This window comes from Paenibacillus sp. ACRRY, assembly GCF_022346995.1.
GTDB lineage: Bacteria > Bacillota > Bacilli > Paenibacillales > Paenibacillaceae > Paenibacillus.
On record NZ_JAKRNM010000003.1, the window covers coordinates 38,234 to 58,393 of the forward strand.

Annotated in this window: 19 protein-coding genes; 15 read left to right on the forward strand and 4 right to left on the reverse strand. The window is 49.3% G+C overall.

The genetic code is table 11. From position 1 onward, the window contains the following. Window positions 1-68: 68 nt before the first annotated feature. On the reverse strand, window positions 69-533 hold the full coding sequence (locus MH144_RS13775; RefSeq protein ID WP_239300866.1) for a DUF4385 domain-containing protein: 465 nt from the start codon (window positions 531-533) through the stop codon (window positions 69-71). A gap of 162 nt (window positions 534-695) precedes the next feature. On the opposite strand from MH144_RS13775, the gene MH144_RS13780 reads away from it, so the two are divergent. The 5 genes from MH144_RS13780 to MH144_RS13795 all read left to right on the forward strand — a co-directional run bounded on the left by MH144_RS13780 (window position 696) and on the right by MH144_RS13795 (window position 4,802). Further along, the gene (locus MH144_RS13780) at window positions 696-1,163 is read left to right on the forward strand and encodes a DUF1877 family protein (protein ID WP_239300867.1); all 468 of its coding nucleotides are present in this window, start codon (window positions 696-698) and stop codon (window positions 1,161-1,163) included. A 119-nt stretch (window positions 1,164-1,282) separates the two neighbouring features. Next, a complete protein-coding gene (locus MH144_RS30780; RefSeq protein WP_261779986.1) occupies window positions 1,283-1,408 on the forward strand; it encodes a hypothetical protein in 126 nt (41 codons plus the stop codon). Window positions 1,409-1,604: 196 nt separating this feature from the next. Further along, the gene (locus MH144_RS13785) at window positions 1,605-3,092 is read left to right on the forward strand and encodes a copper amine oxidase N-terminal domain-containing protein (protein WP_239300868.1); all 1,488 of its coding nucleotides are present in this window, start codon (window positions 1,605-1,607) and stop codon (window positions 3,090-3,092) included. A gap of 249 nt (window positions 3,093-3,341) precedes the next feature. Then, a complete protein-coding gene (locus tag MH144_RS13790; protein WP_239300869.1) occupies window positions 3,342-3,884 on the forward strand; it encodes a GNAT family N-acetyltransferase in 543 nt (180 codons plus the stop codon). A gap of 132 nt (window positions 3,885-4,016) precedes the next feature. Beyond that, window positions 4,017-4,802: a glucose 1-dehydrogenase gene (locus MH144_RS13795; protein ID WP_239300871.1), complete on the forward strand. Its 786-nt coding sequence runs from the start codon at window positions 4,017-4,019 to the stop codon at window positions 4,800-4,802. An 83-nt stretch (window positions 4,803-4,885) separates the two neighbouring features. Here MH144_RS13795 and MH144_RS13800 read toward each other — a convergent pair whose 3' ends face one another. Genes MH144_RS13800 through pdxR form a run of 3 tightly spaced genes read right to left on the reverse strand, consistent with a single transcriptional unit; the run spans window position 4,886 to window position 7,745 of the window. Next, the gene (locus MH144_RS13800) at window positions 4,886-5,344 is read right to left on the reverse strand and encodes a GNAT family N-acetyltransferase (RefSeq protein WP_239300874.1); all 459 of its coding nucleotides are present in this window, start codon (window positions 5,342-5,344) and stop codon (window positions 4,886-4,888) included. After that, the gene (locus MH144_RS13805) at window positions 5,341-6,261 is read right to left on the reverse strand and encodes a D-alanine--D-alanine ligase (RefSeq protein ID WP_239300884.1); all 921 of its coding nucleotides are present in this window, start codon (window positions 6,259-6,261) and stop codon (window positions 5,341-5,343) included. Before MH144_RS13805 ends, MH144_RS13800 begins: the two co-directional genes overlap by 4 nt. A gap of 32 nt (window positions 6,262-6,293) precedes the next feature. Further along, a complete protein-coding gene (gene pdxR / locus MH144_RS13810) occupies window positions 6,294-7,745 on the reverse strand; it encodes a MocR-like pyridoxine biosynthesis transcription factor PdxR (RefSeq protein ID WP_239300886.1) in 1,452 nt (483 codons plus the stop codon). 284 nt (window positions 7,746-8,029) lie between these two features. Here pdxR and MH144_RS13815 point away from each other — a divergent pair, with 284 nt between their 5' ends. The 10 genes from MH144_RS13815 (at window position 8,030) to MH144_RS13860 (ending at window position 20,151) form a co-directional block, all read left to right on the forward strand. Continuing rightward, complete coding sequence (locus MH144_RS13815) at window positions 8,030-9,265, forward strand: MFS transporter (RefSeq protein WP_239300888.1); 1,236 nt, start codon at window positions 8,030-8,032, stop codon at window positions 9,263-9,265. Between the two features lie 834 nt (window positions 9,266-10,099). After that, window positions 10,100-10,456, forward strand: a complete 357-nt coding sequence (locus tag MH144_RS13820; RefSeq protein WP_095290710.1) for a nucleotide excision repair endonuclease — start codon at window positions 10,100-10,102, stop codon at window positions 10,454-10,456. Between the two features lie 253 nt (window positions 10,457-10,709). Continuing rightward, window positions 10,710-11,459 (forward strand): Bax inhibitor-1/YccA family protein, encoded by a 750-nt coding sequence (locus MH144_RS13825; RefSeq protein ID WP_239302239.1) that lies wholly within the window; start codon window positions 10,710-10,712, stop codon window positions 11,457-11,459. A gap of 274 nt (window positions 11,460-11,733) precedes the next feature. Further along, on the forward strand, window positions 11,734-12,948 hold the full coding sequence (locus MH144_RS13830; protein ID WP_239300897.1) for an AraC family transcriptional regulator: 1,215 nt from the start codon (window positions 11,734-11,736) through the stop codon (window positions 12,946-12,948). A 49-nt stretch (window positions 12,949-12,997) separates the two neighbouring features. Continuing rightward, window positions 12,998-14,050 carry an ABC transporter substrate-binding protein gene (locus tag MH144_RS13835; RefSeq protein ID WP_343226061.1) on the forward strand — a complete coding sequence of 351 codons (1,053 nt, stop codon included), beginning with the start codon at window positions 12,998-13,000 and terminating at the stop codon, window positions 14,048-14,050. Window positions 14,051-14,328: 278 nt separating this feature from the next. Beyond that, window positions 14,329-15,189, forward strand: coding sequence for an alpha/beta hydrolase (locus tag MH144_RS13840; protein ID WP_239300899.1), 861 nt, complete (start codon window positions 14,329-14,331; stop codon window positions 15,187-15,189). Window positions 15,190-15,328: 139 nt separating this feature from the next. Then, window positions 15,329-16,114, forward strand: a complete 786-nt coding sequence (locus MH144_RS13845) for a 2,3-dihydro-2,3-dihydroxybenzoate dehydrogenase (protein ID WP_239300901.1) — start codon at window positions 15,329-15,331, stop codon at window positions 16,112-16,114. Between the two features lie 23 nt (window positions 16,115-16,137). Next, window positions 16,138-17,472 (forward strand): isochorismate synthase DhbC, encoded by a 1,335-nt coding sequence (dhbC, locus tag MH144_RS13850; RefSeq protein WP_239300903.1) that lies wholly within the window; start codon window positions 16,138-16,140, stop codon window positions 17,470-17,472. A 5-nt stretch (window positions 17,473-17,477) separates the two neighbouring features. Beyond that, window positions 17,478-19,091 (forward strand): (2,3-dihydroxybenzoyl)adenylate synthase, encoded by a 1,614-nt coding sequence (locus tag MH144_RS13855; RefSeq protein ID WP_239300905.1) that lies wholly within the window; start codon window positions 17,478-17,480, stop codon window positions 19,089-19,091. 64 nt (window positions 19,092-19,155) lie between these two features. Continuing rightward, window positions 19,156-20,151, forward strand: a complete 996-nt coding sequence (locus MH144_RS13860) for an isochorismatase family protein (RefSeq protein ID WP_239300917.1) — start codon at window positions 19,156-19,158, stop codon at window positions 20,149-20,151. Window positions 20,152-20,160: the final 9 nt, after the last annotated feature.

Genomic DNA, 20,160 nt, shown 5'->3' on the forward strand with positions numbered 1-20,160 from the left:
GTAGATCGACGTAATGCATTATATCAAAAGGAGTATTAGGATGAGCCATGTATTTTTTACCCAACTGCCTATTCGTTCTCGGATTCGTACTTTTCCCGGTGCTGCTTCTTCATTTCAATATAATCCGGGTCAGTCTTGGCAATCTCCCACTGCGCCTTGAATATGGCTGCGGCTTCCGCTTTCACCTTATCATTCTGATAGGGAAGGATTGAACCGTCCTCTTTCGAATATTTGCGTCCACCTTTATGGTTTGTATATCGTCTGGCTCGCGTGTACCCCATTTGCAGGAACTTGCGCGCCATATCCATGCCAACGAAATCATCCTTTTTCTTATATTCCAAAAACAGCTCGTAGATCTTCTCCGATGATTCGGTCGCGATCTCGGGTGTCTTAAAACGCCAATAGGGCAGAATCTCACTCTTGTAGGGTTCGACCATCAGTACGCCCTGCTCTCCCCGCCCGACGGTATATAGTTCGGGGTGTTTGCGCAGATCGAGCTCTTCGTAATTCAGGCTGTAATCGAATTTTTTCATCGGTGTGGTCCCTCCTTGAGATAATGATGTATGCGTATTGCGACGATTGAACATGGGATTTTGTAATAGTAATATATCTTCTACCTCTTTTTACCCCGATTCTTTTGGAACATGCATGGTTAATGGGGGACAAGAGGAGTAAACCCAAGGAGGGATCATGATATGGGAATGTCCGGTAGATATCTTGTGGTGACCGACGAGTTGATTGAATCGATCAAGTCAGGCGAGATCAGTGTGCATGACTGTTCCGTTGATCTGGATATTGATAAAACCTGGCAGATGCTTCAGTTCACCTTAACCGGTAACCTGGTGGACGGAGAGCCGCCTCTTGGATATGTGGTGCCGATGTCAGGGGAACAATATTTGGGGAATTATTCGGACATGGATCTGTTTCTGCTCTCGAACGAACAGGTGCTGGAAGCCTATATGGCTCTGGAGCAGCTAGACCCTGATGAACGAAAGGCACGTTTTGACCTGGACCAAATGGTTACGGAGGGCGTCTATCCGGTCATGGAAGGCTGGGATGCAGATGAGACATTCACAGAGATCGTTCAAGCAATGAATGACGTTCAGGCTCTATATCAGGCAGCTGCAGCCGCCGGGAATGGAATCGTCTTTTATATTTTCTGAAATCAGTCTAGATTGACTCTTGATGATGTTTGACCTGCTCCGATTCGGGTTATTGATAGAAACAAGGCTAATGCCTTGATGATCATCACGAAAATCCGGTAGAAGAGAGGGATTGCGATATGACACAGGACCAGAATGAAGAGAACAAAGCCATTCAAGACGACGAGCCGGATCAATTTGAAACCCCTGTAACAACAGAGGACAATGAACCGACTGAAGAGGTTGCCGAGGAAACCAAAGAGTAATATACGAGGTCGTCTAAAATAAATTTCTATCCAAAGGTCGGACACATTTCCGGCCTTTTTTGGCGTTTTTACGATCCACTGGTTTACAACATTTACCTGATGGCCTCATAATAGGAATGAACCACATTTTTCCTAAGGAGGAGATCGTATCAAAAATCGAAGGTTAGCCAAGTGGATCGCCGTACCACTCGTTTTGATGATGGTGGCGCTTACGGGATGTCAAGCTGTTGGTGGGGTGGATATTGGTAAAGCCATGGCCAACAGTACAAACGTAAAATCCGGTGAATCTAAACAGTCCATGCACATTAACATAGAGCCGGCTAAAGAATTTGCTACCGAGAAAGACAACGAAATGATTGATCTTATAAATTCCGTATCCCTGGACATTGAAAATGCCAAAGTGAAGGATGCCCAAACGGCATCGATCCAAGGCTCGGTAAGTTTCCAAGGTACTAAACTGCCTTTCCATCTTTCCATGGACGAAACCCAAATGGTGATTGACCTGGACGGTGCGCAGAAGCCGCTGTACATATCACTCGAGGCTCTGGAAGGCACGCAAACACTTCCGATGATGGATACCAAGGCTCTGGAAAAGCAGATCGAGGAGCTCTCTCCCAAATTGCTTTCTTTTGTCCTGAAGCATCTGTCCAATCCGAAAAATATCTCCGTTACGCCTGTACAGGAATCGGTTAACGGTGAGTCCCTCAGCCTCTCCAAGCTTCATATGGAGATTACGGGGGAAGAGATTCTTGCCATGGTTAAGCCATTCCTGACAAGTGTTGCCCAGGATGAGCAAGGACTCAAGGATCTGATTGGAGATCTGTATGAGGTGTTCTATCCACTGCTGACAGCAATCAACCAGGTGGAAGAAGTGGACACAGGAGCTATGACCTCCTTAATGCCAGAATCCAAAGAGGCAGCTGTTGCAGCCATGTACCCTATGCTTAAGGCGGGGCTCGACGAGCTTCTGGTTAACTATGATCAAGGGTTGAACGAATTGTTGAATGAAGTGCCGGAACTGAAGACAGTATTTGGCACAGATACAACATTTAAGCTCGATTTCTATCTCGATGGTAATCTGAATATCCGCAAGCAAAATGCCGAGTTGAAAGTGGCACTGCCAGCCTCCGAGGATCTGCCTTTGCAATCCGTGACTCTATACGCAGACAGCGAGCAGTGGAATATCGGTGGAGCGGTAACCGTGGATGCGGTTGATACAACAGGTGGCGTTATCGATCTGATGAAGGAAGACATTACTCCTGGACAGATGCTGCGCAACTTTGATTCCAATTCCGTCGTGTATCAGCTGCTGAAAGACGAAGCCGGTATCACTCGGAAGAGCATTATGCTGTATCCGGAAGATGAGATCTATGGCGCCATTACAGTGAAAAATACAACATTCGTTCCTCTGCGTTACCTGTCCGAGGAATTGGATGCTGAGGTGAAATGGACCAAGGGATCAGATACCATCGTTGTTATTGACGACATTACAGGCAATGAAATTGTCCTGACTGTGGGTTCCAAGAACGCAACGGTTGCAGGCAAGGAAGTAACCATGGTTGAATCCGCCTATGTGGGCAAAAACGGGAAGACTTATGTTCCACTGCGCTTCATGGCAGAGTCTCTCGGAGCAACCGTGGATAAGGAAAAAGAAACGGGTTGGATTTTTATCGATCGGCCTTAAGCTATAACATCTGTACGATATCTGTATGTGAGAGAGGGGATTTCAGAGTATGCCAGATTCCTTGTAATGGTTGAGAAGAGTACAGCGCGTAAAATTCTGTTAGAACATTAACGGGATACGTGTGTCCTTTTTTACTCATTACGAGGAGCTTCGGCGTTTCTGAAATGATGAAACGAATCGGGGAGTGCCTCTATTGGAGGTGCTCCTTTTTGTCGTGTCATCCCAAAAAAATCCCCAGAGGTGTTATATATGAAAAGTCAACTTATTATCCATTGCCAGAACATTACCCTGCGTCCATTCTCGTTGGGCGACAAGGCCATATTGCGGATGTTTACCCAGCAGCCTGAGATTACAGACATCCTTCCCGATTGGAAGATGAACGAGGAACAACTGCATGATTTCCTGCAGTTTGTCGTGGGCAGCTATGACCAGTTTAACCCGGCTGATGTACGTATTATGTTGGCCGTCGAACACAACGAGGATCAGCGGATTATCGGCTGGTGTGGCGTTTTTCCGAATGACATGCTGGACAGCAGTGATCGTGAAGTAGCCTACGCCCTCTCCAAGGATTACCGGAATAGGGGGTACATTACGGAAGCTGTGCACGCCCTGACGACGTATTTGTTCGAGCAAACCCAGCTGAATCGGATTGTTGGCATTGTGAAGCCGTTCAATGTACCATCCCGCAAGGTGCTTGAGCGCACAGGATTTCGTTATGTTTCCCGCAGGAGGCTTACCGACGGAGCAGACTATGATTATTTTGAACGGTTCACAGTGCAGAAAGGTGAATAATTCGGCTAATTATGGAAGCATACTAATCTGGTTAATCGGGTTGTCTGCATAGACCTCGGACTTGATTGGAGTAAACAACCAAACGGGTACTAAACATGTTGGGTAAGAAATTATCAAAAGGAGGTCAACGTTATGACTGAACGATTTGCAGGTAAAGTGGTCCTGATTACAGGTGGGGGTTCGGGGTTAGGCCGGGCTGCGGCTGTTGAAGTAGCACGAGAAGGAGCAAAACTTGCGCTCGTCGATGTAAACATGAAGGCTTTGGAGGAGACGAAACGTATCATCTCTGATGAGGTACAGAATGCCGAGTTTCTGTTGATTGAGGGCGACGTAGCAGTTGAAGACGCCGTGAAGAAGTATGTCAGCGATACCGTGAGCGGTTTTGGACGCATTGATGCGTTTTTCAATAACGCTGGAATTGAAGGCAAACAGAATCTCATTGAGAACTACGAGACGGACATGTTCAACAAGGTCATTGATATCAACCTGAAGGGTGTATTTTACGGATTGAAGCATGTTTTGCCTGTGATGAAAAAACAGGGAGAAGGCTACATTGTTAATACTTCCTCTGTAGGCGGCATCCGTGCCGTGCCAAACCAGATCGCTTATGGCGCGAGTAAACATGCCGTAGCAGGCATGACCAAGGATGCTGCCATAGAGTATGCCGAGCATGGCATCAGCATCAATGCAATTGCTCCAGGAGCCATTCTGACAGACATGGTTATTGGTTCATTTAAACAAATCAACCCGAATGACTGGGAGTCTGCATCCAAGGAATTCGTGAAGGATAATCCGGCGAAACGCCTGGGTGACCCCAAAGAGGTGGGACGCCTCGTAGCCTTTCTGCTGTCGGGTGAAGCGCCCTTTATCAATGGTGCCATTATCCCGATCGATGGTGCGCAGTCAGCCAAATATTAAGTGTTATCTTCATCACGAAAAAACGCCTGCACCCAGCAAAAATTGTTGGGGGACAGGCGTTTTATTATCCTTATTATCGAGCTTTAGGCATGTTGAAGAGCCTGCGGCTTTTTGCTGAATCCAGTACTCCCGGCGGTAAAGCCCATCTGGCGATAAAACTCATGTGCCGCTTCACGATCAGGGCGGTTACCGCTGTTCAGAGAAAGCGAATCTACACCTTGGGCCGCGGCCCATTGCTCTGCTGCCAGAATTAGCTGACGGCCTATGCCCGTGCCGCGGAACTGATCATGCACAATGAGTGCCATGATGCGGCAGTGCCGTCCGTTTTTCTCATACAGGTAAGATGTCTGCATGCCAATCAGTCCGACCACACGTCCACGGACCTCGGCGACGAGCGTATTAAAATTTGCATCAGCTGCAATGTGGGCATAACGCTCCTGCATTTCGGCATACGTCGTGGGATAGCCGAGTTGGTCCATGAGAATGACCATATCCTGCAGATCTTCCGTTGAACTGCTGCGTATTGTGACATCCTGGCTCATGATAGCTTTGCCTCCTTATTTCGTTCCTTCAGTGAGAGTTCAATGATGGTATCGAGCAGCTCCGTAAAGGAAATGCCCGCAGCGGCTGCACTTTTGGGCAGCAGACTGTTACGGGTAAGACCTGGAAGCGTGTTGACTTCAAGCACATACGGCATGCCATCCCGAATGATCATATCCACGCGGGCATAGACGCTGCATTTCAGCACCCGGTAACAGGCCAGTGCTGCATTTTCCACGCGCTGATGAATGTCGGCAGGAAGCTGAACCACCTGTTCTTCGGCACCGCCATCATTATATTTGGAACTATAGTCGAAGAACTCGGCGCTTGAACGAATGGAGATGATCGGGAGCATCTTGCCATCTACAATGGCACAGGTAATTTCCTCTCCTGCAATATATTGTTCTATCATGACCGTGTCATCCCACCCCAGTGCAGCTTCAACCGCAGCTTGAAGAGATGAAGGCTCTTGAACAACCTGGGTGCCGATGCTGGAACCGCCTGAGTTGGGCTTCACAACGACCGGATACGTTAATTGCTTCACCGCTGTAGATGACAGTTCTTCCAGATGATTCACCTGCACCCACTCTCCAGTAGGTATGCCCGCGTGGTGCATGAGCTGTTTGGACATGTCCTTATCCATACATACGCTGCTGGACAAGACGCCGCAACCGGTGTATGGGATGCCAAGCGACTCCAGGGTACCTTGAACTGTACCGTCTTCGCCGTATTTGCCATGAAGTGCGAGTAAGGCTACTTCAATACCTGCCGACTTGTCGATCAGATCCCGTTTGCTGCTTAGCTCAATGGGAACGACCTCATATTTATTCCTGTCCAGATGGGCAATCATCTCCTGTCCGGTGAGCAGGGAAATATCCCGCTCGGAAGATGTACCACCCATAATCACGCCAACCTTCATGTGTAATCCTCCCATGTTGTTATTCAGCCGTTTCAGCTCATCTGAGCCGCGGTCTCACCAATGATACGGATACCTTTACGAATATTCTCATCACTGACCCTGGAGAAGCCCAGGCGCATCGTGTTTAATCCCTGACCTGGTTCCAGATAAAAAGTATCTCCGGGCGTGAAGGTTACACCCTTCACCTTGCAGGCAGCAAGCAATTCCCGCGTCCGGTATCCCTGAGGAAATTGAACAAATAAATGCAAACCACCTTCGCCGGAGATCTGGCACATGGGCAGATGCTTCCGCAAGCAGCGCACGACCAGTTCGTATTTTCGCTTATATTCCGTACGGGCCCGCTTCAGATACTTCTCAAAATTGCCGTTGCTCAAGTATTGATAGAGCAGGGATTGGTCCAGTGTTGAGGTGTGAATGCTGCGAGCCCGTTTCATGCTTTCCAAATAATCAATCAGTGCTGCGTCCGCTATGACCCAGCCTACCCGCAGCCCAGGAAAGAGTACCTTGGAGAAGCTGCCCAGATAGACCAGTCCATTGCCCTTGCCTGCACTAGCAATGAGAGGTGAAACGTGGGAACCCGAATAACGCAGTTCCTCGTTGAACCCGTCCTCAATAATGGGCACTTCGTATTGATTCATTAACCGGATAATCTCTGCCCGTTTGGCTGGGGAAGTCACGGTTCCGGTTGGATTGTGATAAGAAGGTACCAAGTAAGCCAGATCGTACGAACTCGCAGCAAGCTCACGTTCCAACTGCTGCAAATTGAGCCCATCCGGTTCCATGTCCACGCCTGTAAGGTTGAATTCATGAAGCTTCAGATTTTTGATGGCCGTATGATGGGTAGGATTCTCACATAGAGCCCTGCCGCTCTGTCTGAGCAATGCACCTAGCACCAGATCGAAGCCTTCCGTGAATCCGTTGGTAATCAGAATATCCTTGCCGCTCAGATCGACACCCTTGTTCTCCATATACCGGAGCAGGTAGTTCATCAAGGGGCGATAGCCTTGCGCATATCCGTAGTTTAACAGCACTTCACCTTCAAGAGACATGCGATCAAGAAAGGCACGCTTTACGTTGTGAAGATCGAACAGCTTTTCGTCCGGTGCAATACTGGTAAACGAGATCTCGCCACGTTCCGCACCGGAACCATGTTTCATCAGGTCGTATTGTTCTGCCTGGATTGCATAGTCGCTTACCCTGCTCTTCCAATCCAGCTGCCAGCAGGTGGTCGGCTCAGGCGTTTCAATCATGGAGCTGACGTAGTTGCCTTTGCCTTTGACGGCATAGATCAGACCCTCCTCCTCAAGTTCGGCATAAGCGAGAAGGACGGTGCTGCGGCTAACCTTCATCAATGTACTGAGTTCACGGGTGGAAGGAAGCTTTTGCTTCGCTTGCAGTCCGCCTTTGAGCATCAATCGCTTCATATAATCTTTGACTTGTATATATACAGGGCGGTCCTCCGTCAGTTGCAGATCGGAATACATCCCATCACTCCCTCTGTTTGCTATCTTGCCATATTATAAACCCCACAGAAAGAACCACGATACCTCTGTTTCCCTCACAAGGTGGTTGGATATCCGTGGACAACGTAAAAAGCTTTGCACAGGAAAGGCAAGGATTCAGAGGAAGAGCCCGTCCGGCCTCTGTTTAATCGTGCTAATTTCTTTTTCGTTGCCTCTATTTTTCTTGCTTTTTCTATAGTAACCTATACTTTAGCATGACCGAAAACGCTTTAAATTTACTATGACGACACCGGAGGAAATCCCGCATGGCAAGAACGCTTTTCCCGAGACTTCGCGGCAATAGCCGAGGCTGCCTCGCTTTCGAACCGTTTTTCCTGATTCCGTACAGCATGATGGCGACTTACGCTACGCTGTACATGTATGAGCTGGGCGTTACCGAGACCAATATTGGCTGGATTACCACACTCGGGCTGATCGTGCAGGTGCTGTCATCATTCATGAGCGGGTATTTGACCGACCGAATGGGACGCAAGCGCGCCATCCTTATCTTCGATGTGCTCAGTTGGAGCGTGGCAATGCTGATCTTTGCCTTTTCGCAAAACGTCTGGTTCTTCGTCATTGCGACATTCATCAACGGGCTTCAGCGGGTTCCGCATGTCGCCTTTTATTGCCTGATCGTCGAGGATACACCGAAAAAGGATCGGACTTACGTTTTCACGCTGCTTCAGATCATCGGCGTAGTCGGCGGTTTGTTCGCTCCGCTCGGCGGTCTGCTGGTCGATTATTACGGATTGGTGGACGGCACGCGAATCATGTATGTGCTGTGTTCGATACTGATGACCTTCCAGTTCATCGGGCGGCATCTGACCACGAAGGAAACGGAAATGGGCTATCGAAAAATGAAAGAGACGAAGGAACTCGGGCTCAAAAAGAGTCTGATCGACTACAGCGGCGCGATACGAGACCTGTTTGCTAGCCGCAGCCTGATGCTGATCTTCGTTGTTTATATCTTGTTCAACTTCCAAATGACGCTTAAAACGACCTATCTTTCACTGTATCTGGCCGACTATCTGAAAGTGGACAGCGGACTGATCTCGCTCGTTCCTGCCGTTTCTTCTATTATTATGCTGCTTGCACTGTGGTTCATCATGCCAAAGATTCCGGCCGAAGGCGAAACGCGCTCGATGATGGCGGGCTTTGCGCTGTCGATGCTTTCGAACGTAATGCTGGTGCTGTGGCCGACGTCCAATCTGGCCTGGATCGGTCTGAGCACTGTGCTTGCCGCCGTCGGACTGATGATCAGCTCGCCGTACCTCGAAGCGGCTGTCCAGAACGCGATCGACGATGAAAAAAGAGCGAAGGTGTTCTCGATGCTTTCCGTCGTGATCCTGCTGCTTACTTCTCCGGCCGGCATCGTCGGAGGCTGGGCGTACGCACTCGATCCGCGGATTCCGATCTGGATCATTACGGCTTCTTTTGCAGCCGCTTTTGTGTTTTTGATGATTTATTTGAATCGGGGTAGAGGAAAGGCATATTTGTAGGGAGGTTGGGGTTCCCTTCGCTATCCCCTCGAATAAATGAATCTTTCTGAGTAATTTAAGAGGTGCCGCTTGGGCGGCATCTCTTTTTCTTTTAAATATACTTCGAACTCAATTTCAATGAAGTTAGATATGAGTATACGGGGATTGTTATAAATGGTTTAAGGCACTGAGGAGATGTGGCTTACGATAATCAGTTGATTATGGCGGTGGTTGGAAGCGGGAGCACAACGTAAAAAAGCCCTGGCTTCGTGCCGGGCTGGGGGTGTAGCTTGATCCAATTCTATATAGATCTGCTGTTATGAAGTTATGACTTACTAAGATTGCATGGCATGACCATTCTTCTCTTTCTAGGATCGATAGCTACCGGTTCTTCTACGTGTATCTAATTGTTCCTTACTGACTGGAATTGCAAGCTTTCTAATTCAAATCCACTTCTAGATCTACTTCTTTTCTACGTTAAAATCTACAAATAAGTCTTTCTACATTTGCTTGCTGCAAGGGTCGTATTGATGATGAGTCCTAAAAGCTATAAACTTGCGTACTTGCTAACTGTCCTCTTGTTGTGGTGCGCACATTACAGAATTCAGTATGAAAAAGATCATGATTCATAGGGTACAATAGACGGAAGTAGATATAAAGACGTATGTCTTAGTGCCCAATTTCTTCCTCATACCCCTATAGTACCACTTTGAATCAGGGAAGTTAACCTTTTTTTTGAAATTATTGTCGTAATAGTTGAAAATAGCGTGAATTGTGCATCTTATAGGATGAAATGGTTTCCTGTAATAATGTATGATAGGATGTAAGCCTATAGATAATGAGGAAGTGAGCCCAATGATTCAGATTACCGTACCAACACCGGATGTAACCATCACCAAACAGGCTAACCCGCAGCTTAGCCACATTTATGGTTTCACCGATTTTCACCTGATCACGCGTGAAAAGGGTGGAATCTTCATGTTTTACAATGCCGATGGAGAGCTGTTATTTGTCGGGAAAGCAAGAAAATTGAGACCGCGGATCAAGAAACATTTTGAGGATACCGTTTCTCCAATGAAGAACCACCGGGAAGAAGTGGCGACCATTGAAGTTTGTCTGGTGGAAGATGCCGTTGACCGTGAAATTTATGAGACCTATATCATTAATACGATGCGTGCGAAATACAATGTAGACAAAGTGTTCTATAACTAAGTTTTCTGCCTAGTACCTACAGCAATAACTAGCATTTAAAAGTCTGTATCAAGCTAAAAAAAGGTTTTACACCCTGGGACATATGTCCTACAGGGTTGTGACGATGGATAAGGATGTGATCGACCGATTGCATCCAAGTCTGTATTTGAACATAGAAAGATATGAATAGCAGATCACTGGAAATGTAGTAGAACATGAAGAACCTAAAGATTGGTTTCAAAGATTGACCCAATACATAGAAGAGGTGATTGTTTTGATCGGACGCAGTGGTAACCCCACACTCAAGGACAGTACATTTGAAAATGCCGGTGGATATGGAGATGACCGGTACCAGCGTTATATGACGATTAACGGCACAGTGAACAAGTCGTTCATTACGCTGGTGATCCTGCTCGGCAGTGCATTTGCGACATGGATGATGTTTTTCAACGGTCAGGAAGTTCTTCCTCTGGCCATCGGAGGTGCAATCGTCGGATTTATTCTGGCATTGATTATCTCGTTCAAACCTGTGGCAGCACCATATCTGGTTCCCATCTATGCCATCGCGGAAGGCATGTTCCTCGGCGCACTTTCCGCAACCTACGAGTCATTGTACAATGGAATCACCTTGCAGGCTGCTCTGCTGACCATGGCCGTGTTCATTGCTCTGCTGGTCGCTTACAAGTCGAGACTGATCAAAGCGACGGAGAACTTCAAGCTGGGAGTGGTAGCGGCAACTGGCGGCATTATGATCATGTATCTGCTCAGTTTTGTGCTGGGATTGTTCGGTATTACCGTTCCTTATCTGCATGACAACAGTCTGATTGGCATTGGGATTTCCGTCGTGATCGTTATTGTGGCGGCACTGAATCTGGTGCTTGATTTTGACTTTATTGAGAGTGGTGCTGAACAAGGTGCTCCAAAATATATGGAGTGGTACGGCGCATTCGGGCTTATGGTTACCCTGGTATGGCTGTATATCGAGATTTTACGTCTGCTCAGCAAGCTGCGGAGCCGGGACTAGGACCAATAAATACATTTGAGATAACGGATTAAATCCAAGAGCTAACGCGTGCATCGTCACGTCGTTGGCTTTTTTTATGCAGATGGAAGGTGATGCATTGAACTGAAACGGGTGCACATATTTCCATATATGGATTGACTGAGAGGAAAAGAATATGATACTTTAATTGATAATGATTATCATTGTCGATAAATGATGAATCAGTCATACTGACCTCAACGTACGCTGTACGCTTCATATTAAAATGATCAAACAGATCGAGAGGAGTGGCCTCATGTTACTGGAGAATGAATTGCACCGTGCTGTGCGAGCCCCCGTTATGAGTCGCAGCCCCAAGACGGACCTTGCTGAAGTAAAAACCTATATGGACGAGCATTACGATGAAGCATTGTCTATTGCCGATCTTGCTCAGAGAGCAAATATCAGTCCGAAGTATTTTGTCGATCTATTCAAAAAAACCTACGGTCTCAGCGCGATGGAGTATCTGACAGATCTCCGCATTAACCGTGCCAAGCGTTATCTGAAAGAATCCGGATATAAACTGCGTGATATTGCGCTGAGAGTCGGATACAGCGATGAATATTATTTCAGCCGCAAATTCAAAAAGGAAGTCGGCGTTTCTCCTTCCGATTATGCCAAGAACGCCAGAAAACGCATTGCCACCTGCTCCTCCAGCGTCATCGGACAGCTGCTAGCCCTCAATGTCATGCCCGTTGCTGCGCCCATCGATCCGAAATGGACAGCGTACTATTATAACGCACATCGCACGGAAATTCAGTCACATCTTAAACTAACAGATCCTTATACCAGCTGGAGGTTCGAAGCGAATGTGGAGCGGCTTGTACATATACGGCCGGACGCCATCATTGGTACCGATCAACTCAGTGAAGAGGATCAAGCAGGACTTGCCGATATTGCGCCTTGTTGTTTTGTCCCCAAGCATCAGACCGATTGGCGTGCACAGCTGCGCATGATTGCATCGTTCCTGGAACGGGAGGAACAGGCAGAACAGTGGATTGGACTATATAACAAGCGGGTAGAAAAAGCGCGGGAATCCGTGCAGAAGGAAGTGGGACGCGAGAAGATCGCCGTGATCCGGGTATATGGTCAGCGCCTCTATCTCTATAGTAATCCGGGGATCGAGGAGGTGCTCTATGGTGCCTTGCAGCTGGAGACATTTTCCGATGCCAGCACCAATACACCGCTGACGCTGGAACAATTAAATGTAATGAATCCGGACCGGATCCTGATCATGGTATGTCCCGAGGCCGTATCGCGGGCATACTGGCTCAGTCTGCAGCACTCGCCAGTATGGAGACAGCTGAACGCTGTTCGTCAGTATCAGACACACCTGATCACCGGCGATCCCTGGTTCGATTACTCCGCAGTAGGGGTTATGCGCATGCTGGATGAGGCATTGCTCATTTTCACGGGATATTGTCCAAATGTATATCTGGATAACGTCCATGGTGATTCAAGAGCGACATGACATATAATCCTTCTATCTAAATGAGAATGTTTATCAAGGGGGAACTATCATGCATCAGCAGGAAAAAGAGAACGGGCAACGCTTCACTCCAAGTAGGTGGATCAATAATCGGCTGTCAGCCTTGATTGCGCTGGTATTAATGGTGGGATTACTGGCGGCTTGTGGCTCCACATCAGAAAATGAAGGAGCAGCGCAGCAGGAGCAGAAGACAGCCGAAGCCTCCACAACAGCCTCATCAGAAACGGCCGTACAAGAAGAAGAGGCAGCAGAAACTGCGGCTGGCGAACGAACTGTAAAAGACGAAATGGGACATGATGTGGTCGTTCCTGCCAAAGTGGAGCGTGTATTTGCACCTTATCTGGAGGATTCCCTGCTTACACTCGGCGTCAAGCCCGTTGCTCAATGGGCCAGCGGCACCCAAGGGCATGTGTATTTACAGGATCAGCTAAGTGGCGTACCTACACTCGATTTCTCGAGTGGCCTGCCTTCGCCTGAAGCGTTGATGGCTTACAACCCTGATTTTATTATCCTGCACACGGCGAATTATGCCGAGAATGGTGTCTATGAGAGTTACTCGAAGATTGCACCAACCTATGTGTTTAACAATGCGTCCGGGGATGTAGAGAAGTCACTGGAGACCATTGCCGATCTGCTTGGCAAAACGGCTGAGGCTGAACAGGCAATCGAGACATATCACGCCAAGGTAGACGCGGCGAAAGCGGAGATTGCCAAGGTAGCGGACGGTAAGAAAGCGGCCATTATCCGCTTCGCTCCCCGCGGAATCAGCATGATGGGCGGAAACTACTTCAGCGGCTATGTTGTATACGAACAGCTGGGACTCGGCAAGCCTGCACTCGTTGAGACGGAGAACAGTGCCATGGTCTCCACCGAAGTGCTGCCTGAAATTGACGCAGATTATATTTTTACCGTGGAACAAGGACCAGGAAGTATGAAAGAGATGACGGATACCAAAGTGTGGCAGAGTATGCCTGCCGTTAAGGCGGGAAATGTATATGCTGTTGAGCCAGCACCATGGCTGGGTGGTGGATTGATTGCCTATGGTCATGTCATTGACGATACTTTGAAGGCATTGACGCAATAATCAGCGATGAAACAGCTCCTTCTCGGAGTGCCTGGAACCGGATATTATTCCTGTGTTCGAGGTGTCACGGGAAGGAGCTGTTGTTTTTTTGCCAAGACATAAATGGATTAAGGAAAATATGGAAATATGGAGATAATCAAAATGAATTCTGGATATCGTCCATGGGACAGCTGAAATCACTCTTTTATAATTGGTAATGAGAATCAATCTCATATAAATCGATACGATCTATATACACATAGCAATGTAAGTTGAACAACGAGGAGGATCCATCCGTAATGACGTTTCAGCCCAATCAATCAGCCTCAGGTACCCTTGAGCAGATGGCACGAAGTACTGTTCCCATTCCACGTTCGGAACAATGGACCATGAAATCACGAGCGGGGAATCACGCCTATCAGATCATGGTATATCAACCCACAGAGGCCGCCCCGCCGTCTGGATACCCTGTGATCTACCTGCTTGACGCTAACTCTGTTTTTGGCACGATGGTAGAAGCGGCTCGCATACAGGGACGCAGACCGGAGAAGACGGGAGCACTCCCGGCCATCATCATTGGAATTGGGTACCCGACTGCAGGCCCGTTCTCGCCTCATCGATATTACGATTTTACTCCGCAGGCCACGACGGAATATACCCACAAGTCGGATGGAACCCTTTTGCCTGAGCAGGGGGGAGCAGATGCATTTCTGCAATTTATTGAAGAAGAACTGAAGCCGGACATGGAGCAGCAGTACAACATAGATCGGAACAGGCAGGCCATTTTTGGCCATTCGCTTGGCGGGTTGTTTGTTCTACACACCCTTTTCACGAAGCCGGACGCTTTCCGTTACTACATTGCTGGAAGTCCTTCGCTTCATTGGAACCAGAAGGTGATGCTGGCCGAGGAACAGGCGTTCATCGCAGGTCTGGCACAGCATTCGGTCAACGCCAAGGTCTGGATTGGCATGGGCGAACAGGAGAAGAACCATCCTGCCCGCAACAATGACAAGGCATCGGGTTTAACGGAACGTCTATCTGCACTGAAACAGCCGGGGCTCGATATTCAATATACCGAGTTTGAAGAAGAGAATCATGTCTCGGTGCTGCCGTTTCTGATCAGTCGTACAATACGTTTGGCATGCAGTCCGGAAGCGTAGGAGCGGAAGTATAAGATGTTTGCTTGAGTCAGGACGGGATTGGCCGCTTTTGGATTGACTGAGATGGGCATGGATGATCCAATCGATTTCAACAATTAATCAGCGTTCAACAGGGCATCAGTCAGGGGAGGTATACAGCTTGAGTTATACAGGAATTCATGGAAAAGTGGCTCTGGTTACGGGTGCAGCACAGGGAATCGGCGAAGCGGTTGCCAGAGCGCTGGCTGAACAGGGTGCAATTGTAGCAGCAGTAGATATTCGGGAAGAGCAGCTTGATCAGCTGGCTGTGGATCTAAATAATCAAGGCCATCAGGCTGCTGCTTATCCTGCTGATATTGCGAATCGCCAATCGGTAGACGATACTGTACAGCGAATTGAGGCGACACTTGGACCGATTGGCATTTTGATCAATGCGGCTGGTGTGCTGCATACAGGTACAGTGGCATCCCTGAGTGACGAAGAATGGACAAGAACATTCGATGTGAATACCCACGGTGTATTTTATATGTCACGTGCGGTTGTACGAACTATGGCGAAGCGACAATCGGGAACGGTGATTACTGTCGGCTCGAACGCCTCGGGCGTACCCCGGATGCACATGTCGGCTTATGCAGCCTCTAAGGCGGCGTCCACCATGTTTACCAAATGTCTTGCGCTTGAATATGCGGAGCAGCATATCCGTTGCAATATTGTATCTCCAGGGTCGACGGACACTCCCATGCAGCGCGCGTTGTGGCAGGATGAACAGGGCGCGCAGGCCGTCATTACAGGATCACAGCAGGCGTACCGTCTCGGCATTCCTCTGAACAGGCTTGCATTGCCTTCGGATATCGCGGACGCCGTACTCTTTTTGGCATCAGACCAGGCGAGACATATTACCATGCATGATTTGTGTGTGGATGGAGGCGCCACACTCGGCGTCTGAATCAAGATAAGGAGATGATGAATATGTCAAAAGCGGGTGCAATCACAGCAACCTCCGCCTTACACCTTCTGGAACAATATCGAGAGGGGACGTCCTTTTTCTGGTCTTCACCGCAGCATACCTTGCTCGCTCAGGGCGAACGAATGAGGTTTCCTGTCTCCGCTGTTCAGCAGCAGGTGGAATATGATTCCTCAGGAAACATGAATTATGCCCATGGTAAACACGAAGAGGGGGTACATTTTGTTATCGAACAGGTTCGCAAAATGATTCAGGAAGCGCAGCAAACGGGCCTTCGGAAACCGATTGTGGTGGGAGCGATACCTTTTGATCCGAATCAGTCCTCTGCCGAGCTGTTGATCCCGGAAACGGTACAATGGGCAGAACCTCCAAGCCATGCTCTGAACGGATCATATGAGAGGCGCCCAGCGGCTACTGGCTGTGAGATTGAGGAAGTGCCTGGGGCCGAGACGTATCAACGAAGTGTCAATCATGTGCTGAGGCAGATGGAGCAGGGAGAACTCGACAAAGTTGTGTTATCCCGCACACTGCGTGTGGTCTCAGAAGATCTCGTGGACACACATCAACTTCTGCGTAATTTGTTCAGGGATAATGCACACGGGTATACGTTTGCGGTTCCCATGAGGAAAGTCCCTGAAACGGAAAGTACTATAACAACGATAAATCGCAATGATTATGAAGTGGATCACCATGGCGCACGTACGTTCATTGGCGCAAGCCCGGAGCTGTTGGTTACTCGAAAAGGTACCATTATACGGGCGAATCCGCTGGCTGGCTCCGCTGCCCGAAGTGATGACCCTGCTGAGGATCGCCACCGTGCAGAGGCGCTGCTGGCTTCAGCCAAAGATCGGCATGAGCATGCTGTCGTCATTGATGCCGTTGCCGCTGCACTCCGACCTCTTTGCAAAGAACTGATCGTTCCGGCAGAGCCCTCCTTGATCCAGACAAGCACGATGTGGCATTTGTCTACCGAGATTCATGGAGAATTGCTGGATAGAGATATTTCGTCACTAGAGGTGGCATTTGCTCTCCATCCGACCCCGGCTATCTGCGGAACGCCTGTATTAACGGCCAGAGGGGCCATTGGATCACAGGAACCGTTTGATCGCGGACTGTTTACCGGCATGGTTGGCTGGTGCGACAGCGAGGGCGATGGGGAATGGGCTGTAACCATCCGATGCGCGGAAGTGGAGGGCAATGAACTTCGATTATTCGCTGGGGCAGGCATCGTAGCGGGCTCCACACCGGAAGCGGAACTGGCAGAGACCTCCGCCAAATTCAGGACGATGCTGCTTGCCATGGGTCTGGACTCAACCGTATCCCGTTTGAAGGAGGAATAAAAGAGATGCTGCCAGGATATCAGGCTTGGCCTGAAGAGTTTGCAGAGCTTTATCGTCAGGAAGGTTGCTGGGAGGGCATTACATTTGGAGAATTGCTCCGGCAACGTGCGGATGTATATGGCAATCGTACTGCCATTATTAGCGGTGAAGAGCAATTCACCTATGCAGAGTTGGATACACGAGTCGACCGGTTGGCAGCAGGGTTGTATGCCAAGGGAATACGGCAATATGACCGCGTTATTGTGCAGCTGCCGAACATACCGGCTTTTATTGAAGCTGTCTTTGCACTGTTCCGTCTGGGAGCACTGCCGGTGTTTGCACTGCCTTTGCATCGGAAAAGTGAAATCGAGTACTTCGCCCGATTCTCTGAGGCTGTTGCTTATCTGATCCCGGATCAGGATGGAGGATTCAATTATCGCAAACTTGCGGCAGAAGTACAGGCTGAGGTGCCGAGCCTTAGACATATCATCGTGGCAGGAGAAGCCGGTCCATTTACATCGCTAGAGGACTTGTACATGGATCCCATTCAGCTGCAGGATGATCAACCTGTCTCTTCGGATGTAGCCTTTCTTCAGTTATCTGGTGGAAGCACCGGACTGTCCAAGATGATTCCACGCACCCATGATGACTATATCTACAGTCTGCGGAGAAGCGTCGAGGTCTGCGGATTGAGCTCCGAGAGTGTGTATCTTGCTGTTCTGCCTGTAGCACATAATTACCCTCTAAGTTCACCAGGAATACTAGGCACGCTCTATGCAGGAGGTACGGTTGTGCTGTCACGGGGGTCGAGCCCGGATGAAGCTTTCCCGCTCATTAAGGAGCATCAGGTGACCACCACAGCGCTGGTACCGCCGCTCGCCCTTATCTGGCTGAATGCGGCCGCTGCGAGAGGAACCAAGCTAACATCCCTGAAGGTTCTCCAGGTTGGTGGGGCCAAGTTGAGTGCGGAGGTAGCTGGACGCGTTAGACCTGTCCTGGGCTGCATACTACAGCAAGTCTTTGGCATGGCCGAGGGGCTGGTGAACTACACCCGTTTGGATGATCCGGAGCACATCATTATTAACACACAGGGCAAACCGATGTCCCCGTATGACGAGGTAAGGATTGTGGATGACGAGGACATTGCAGTGGAACTGGGGCAATCCGGGCATCTGCTGACCCGAGGCCCCTATACCATTCGCGGATATTACAAGGCCGAAGAACATAACTTGAAATCCTTCACCACAGACGGGTTTTATCGTACTGGCGATATTGCGAGCTTTACACCCGAGGGTTACCTCATTGTGGAGGGCCGGGCGAAGGATCAGATCAACCGTGGCGGCGACAAGGTAGCTGCCGAGGAAGTGGAGAACCATCTGCTGGCTCATCCGGGTGTTCATGATGCAGCACTGGTGTCCATGCCGGATGAATATTTAGGCGAGCGCTCCTGTGCGTTTATCGTACCCAGCGGCGAGGCTCCGGCTGCTGCCGAAATCAAATCCTATCTGCGCAATCGCGGTCTGGCGAGCTATAAACTCCCGGATCGAGTTGAATTTGTCCAATCTTTTCCCAAGACGGGTGTCGGCAAGGTTAGCAAGAAGGCACTGCGCGAGATGCTGACGATGAAGCAGCCCATATAACGATCATGATGCACGGCTACGTTGAAACGGTTTGTAATAAATAACGCTGAAAAGAGGGATATGGATGGCACTTCCAGTGATTAAATCATATGCAATGCCTGCAGAGTCGGAGCTTCCGGTCAATAAGGTAGCGTGGACACCGGATGCGAAGCGTGCAGTACTACTCATTCACGATATGCAGCAATATTTCATGAATGCTTTTACGGCTGGGGAATCGCCTGTAGTAGAGCTGATCGATCATATTGGGCAACTTCGTGCAAAGTGTCATGAACTGGGCATACCTGTGGTGTATTCTGCCCAGCCGGGTGGACAGACACCGGAGCAGCGCGGGCTACAGCTGGACTTCTGGGGAGCGGGCATTGATGGGGGACCTACGCAAAAGCAAATCATTGAACCACTGACACCTGCTCCTCAGGATACGTTTATGACCAAATGGCGGTACAGTGCGTTCCAGAAGACCGAACTGCTTGAATTGATGCAGGAGCAGGGACGGGATCAGCTGATCGTATGCGGCATCTATGCTCATATTGGTTGTCTGATGACCTCCTGTGAAGCGTTTATGAACGACATTCAGGCGTTCCTGGTTGCCGATGCGGTAGCCGATTTTTCAGCCGAAAAGCACCGTATGGCATTAACTTATGCATCCGAGCGCTGCGCAGTAACGCTAACCACCGGGCGATTGCTTGAATCGCTCGATGCCTCCGTTAAAGGAAGCGATTCGATCGGGGCTAACTTCTCGGAGGCGAGATCGCATACTGCAGCTTCGGTGGAGTCTGCTGAGACAAGTACAGGCAGCGGCGCCCAGGCGAGACTTGACACGTTGCGAGTACAGGTCGCCGAACTGCTGCAGGAGCAACCATCTCTGATCGGGGAGCATGATGATCTCATTGAGATCTGGGGGCTCGATTCCATACGCATTATGAGCTTGGCGGAGCGTTTTCGGGTGGAAGGAACAGAGGTAACCTTTGTCGATCTGGCCGAGCAGCCAACGCTCGCCTCGTGGGCGGTGCTGTTGAGTGCACAGCCTCCTAGGGTCATGCCGAACGGAGATTACTTTTGAACGGGGCGG

Coding starts and splice junctions, on each gene's coding strand:
- dhbC (WP_239300903.1), top strand. CDS start 16,138: ATGTCAAAAGCGGGTGCAATCACAGCAACCTCCGCCTTACACCTTCTG.
- MH144_RS13860 (WP_239300917.1), top strand. CDS start 19,156: ATGGCACTTCCAGTGATTAAATCATATGCAATGCCTGCAGAGTCGGAG.
- MH144_RS13800 (WP_239300874.1), bottom strand. CDS start 5,344: ATGAGCCAGGATGTCACAATACGCAGCAGTTCAACGGAAGATCTGCAG.
- pdxR (WP_239300886.1), bottom strand. CDS start 7,745: ATGTATTCCGATCTGCAACTGACGGAGGACCGCCCTGTATATATACAA.
- MH144_RS13780 (WP_239300867.1), top strand. CDS start 696: ATGGGAATGTCCGGTAGATATCTTGTGGTGACCGACGAGTTGATTGAA.
- MH144_RS13775 (WP_239300866.1), bottom strand. CDS start 533: ATGAAAAAATTCGATTACAGCCTGAATTACGAAGAGCTCGATCTGCGC.
- MH144_RS13795 (WP_239300871.1), top strand. CDS start 4,017: ATGACTGAACGATTTGCAGGTAAAGTGGTCCTGATTACAGGTGGGGGT.
- MH144_RS13785 (WP_239300868.1), top strand. CDS start 1,605: ATGATGGTGGCGCTTACGGGATGTCAAGCTGTTGGTGGGGTGGATATT.
- MH144_RS13815 (WP_239300888.1), top strand. CDS start 8,030: ATGGCAAGAACGCTTTTCCCGAGACTTCGCGGCAATAGCCGAGGCTGC.
- MH144_RS13805 (WP_239300884.1), bottom strand. CDS start 6,261: ATGAAGGTTGGCGTGATTATGGGTGGTACATCTTCCGAGCGGGATATT.
- MH144_RS13790 (WP_239300869.1), top strand. CDS start 3,342: ATGAAAAGTCAACTTATTATCCATTGCCAGAACATTACCCTGCGTCCA.
- MH144_RS13840 (WP_239300899.1), top strand. CDS start 14,329: ATGACGTTTCAGCCCAATCAATCAGCCTCAGGTACCCTTGAGCAGATG.
- MH144_RS13835 (WP_343226061.1), top strand. CDS start 12,998: ATGCATCAGCAGGAAAAAGAGAACGGGCAACGCTTCACTCCAAGTAGG.
- MH144_RS13820 (WP_095290710.1), top strand. CDS start 10,100: ATGATTCAGATTACCGTACCAACACCGGATGTAACCATCACCAAACAG.
- MH144_RS13855 (WP_239300905.1), top strand. CDS start 17,478: ATGCTGCCAGGATATCAGGCTTGGCCTGAAGAGTTTGCAGAGCTTTAT.
- MH144_RS30780 (WP_261779986.1), top strand. CDS start 1,283: ATGACACAGGACCAGAATGAAGAGAACAAAGCCATTCAAGACGACGAG.
- MH144_RS13830 (WP_239300897.1), top strand. CDS start 11,734: ATGTTACTGGAGAATGAATTGCACCGTGCTGTGCGAGCCCCCGTTATG.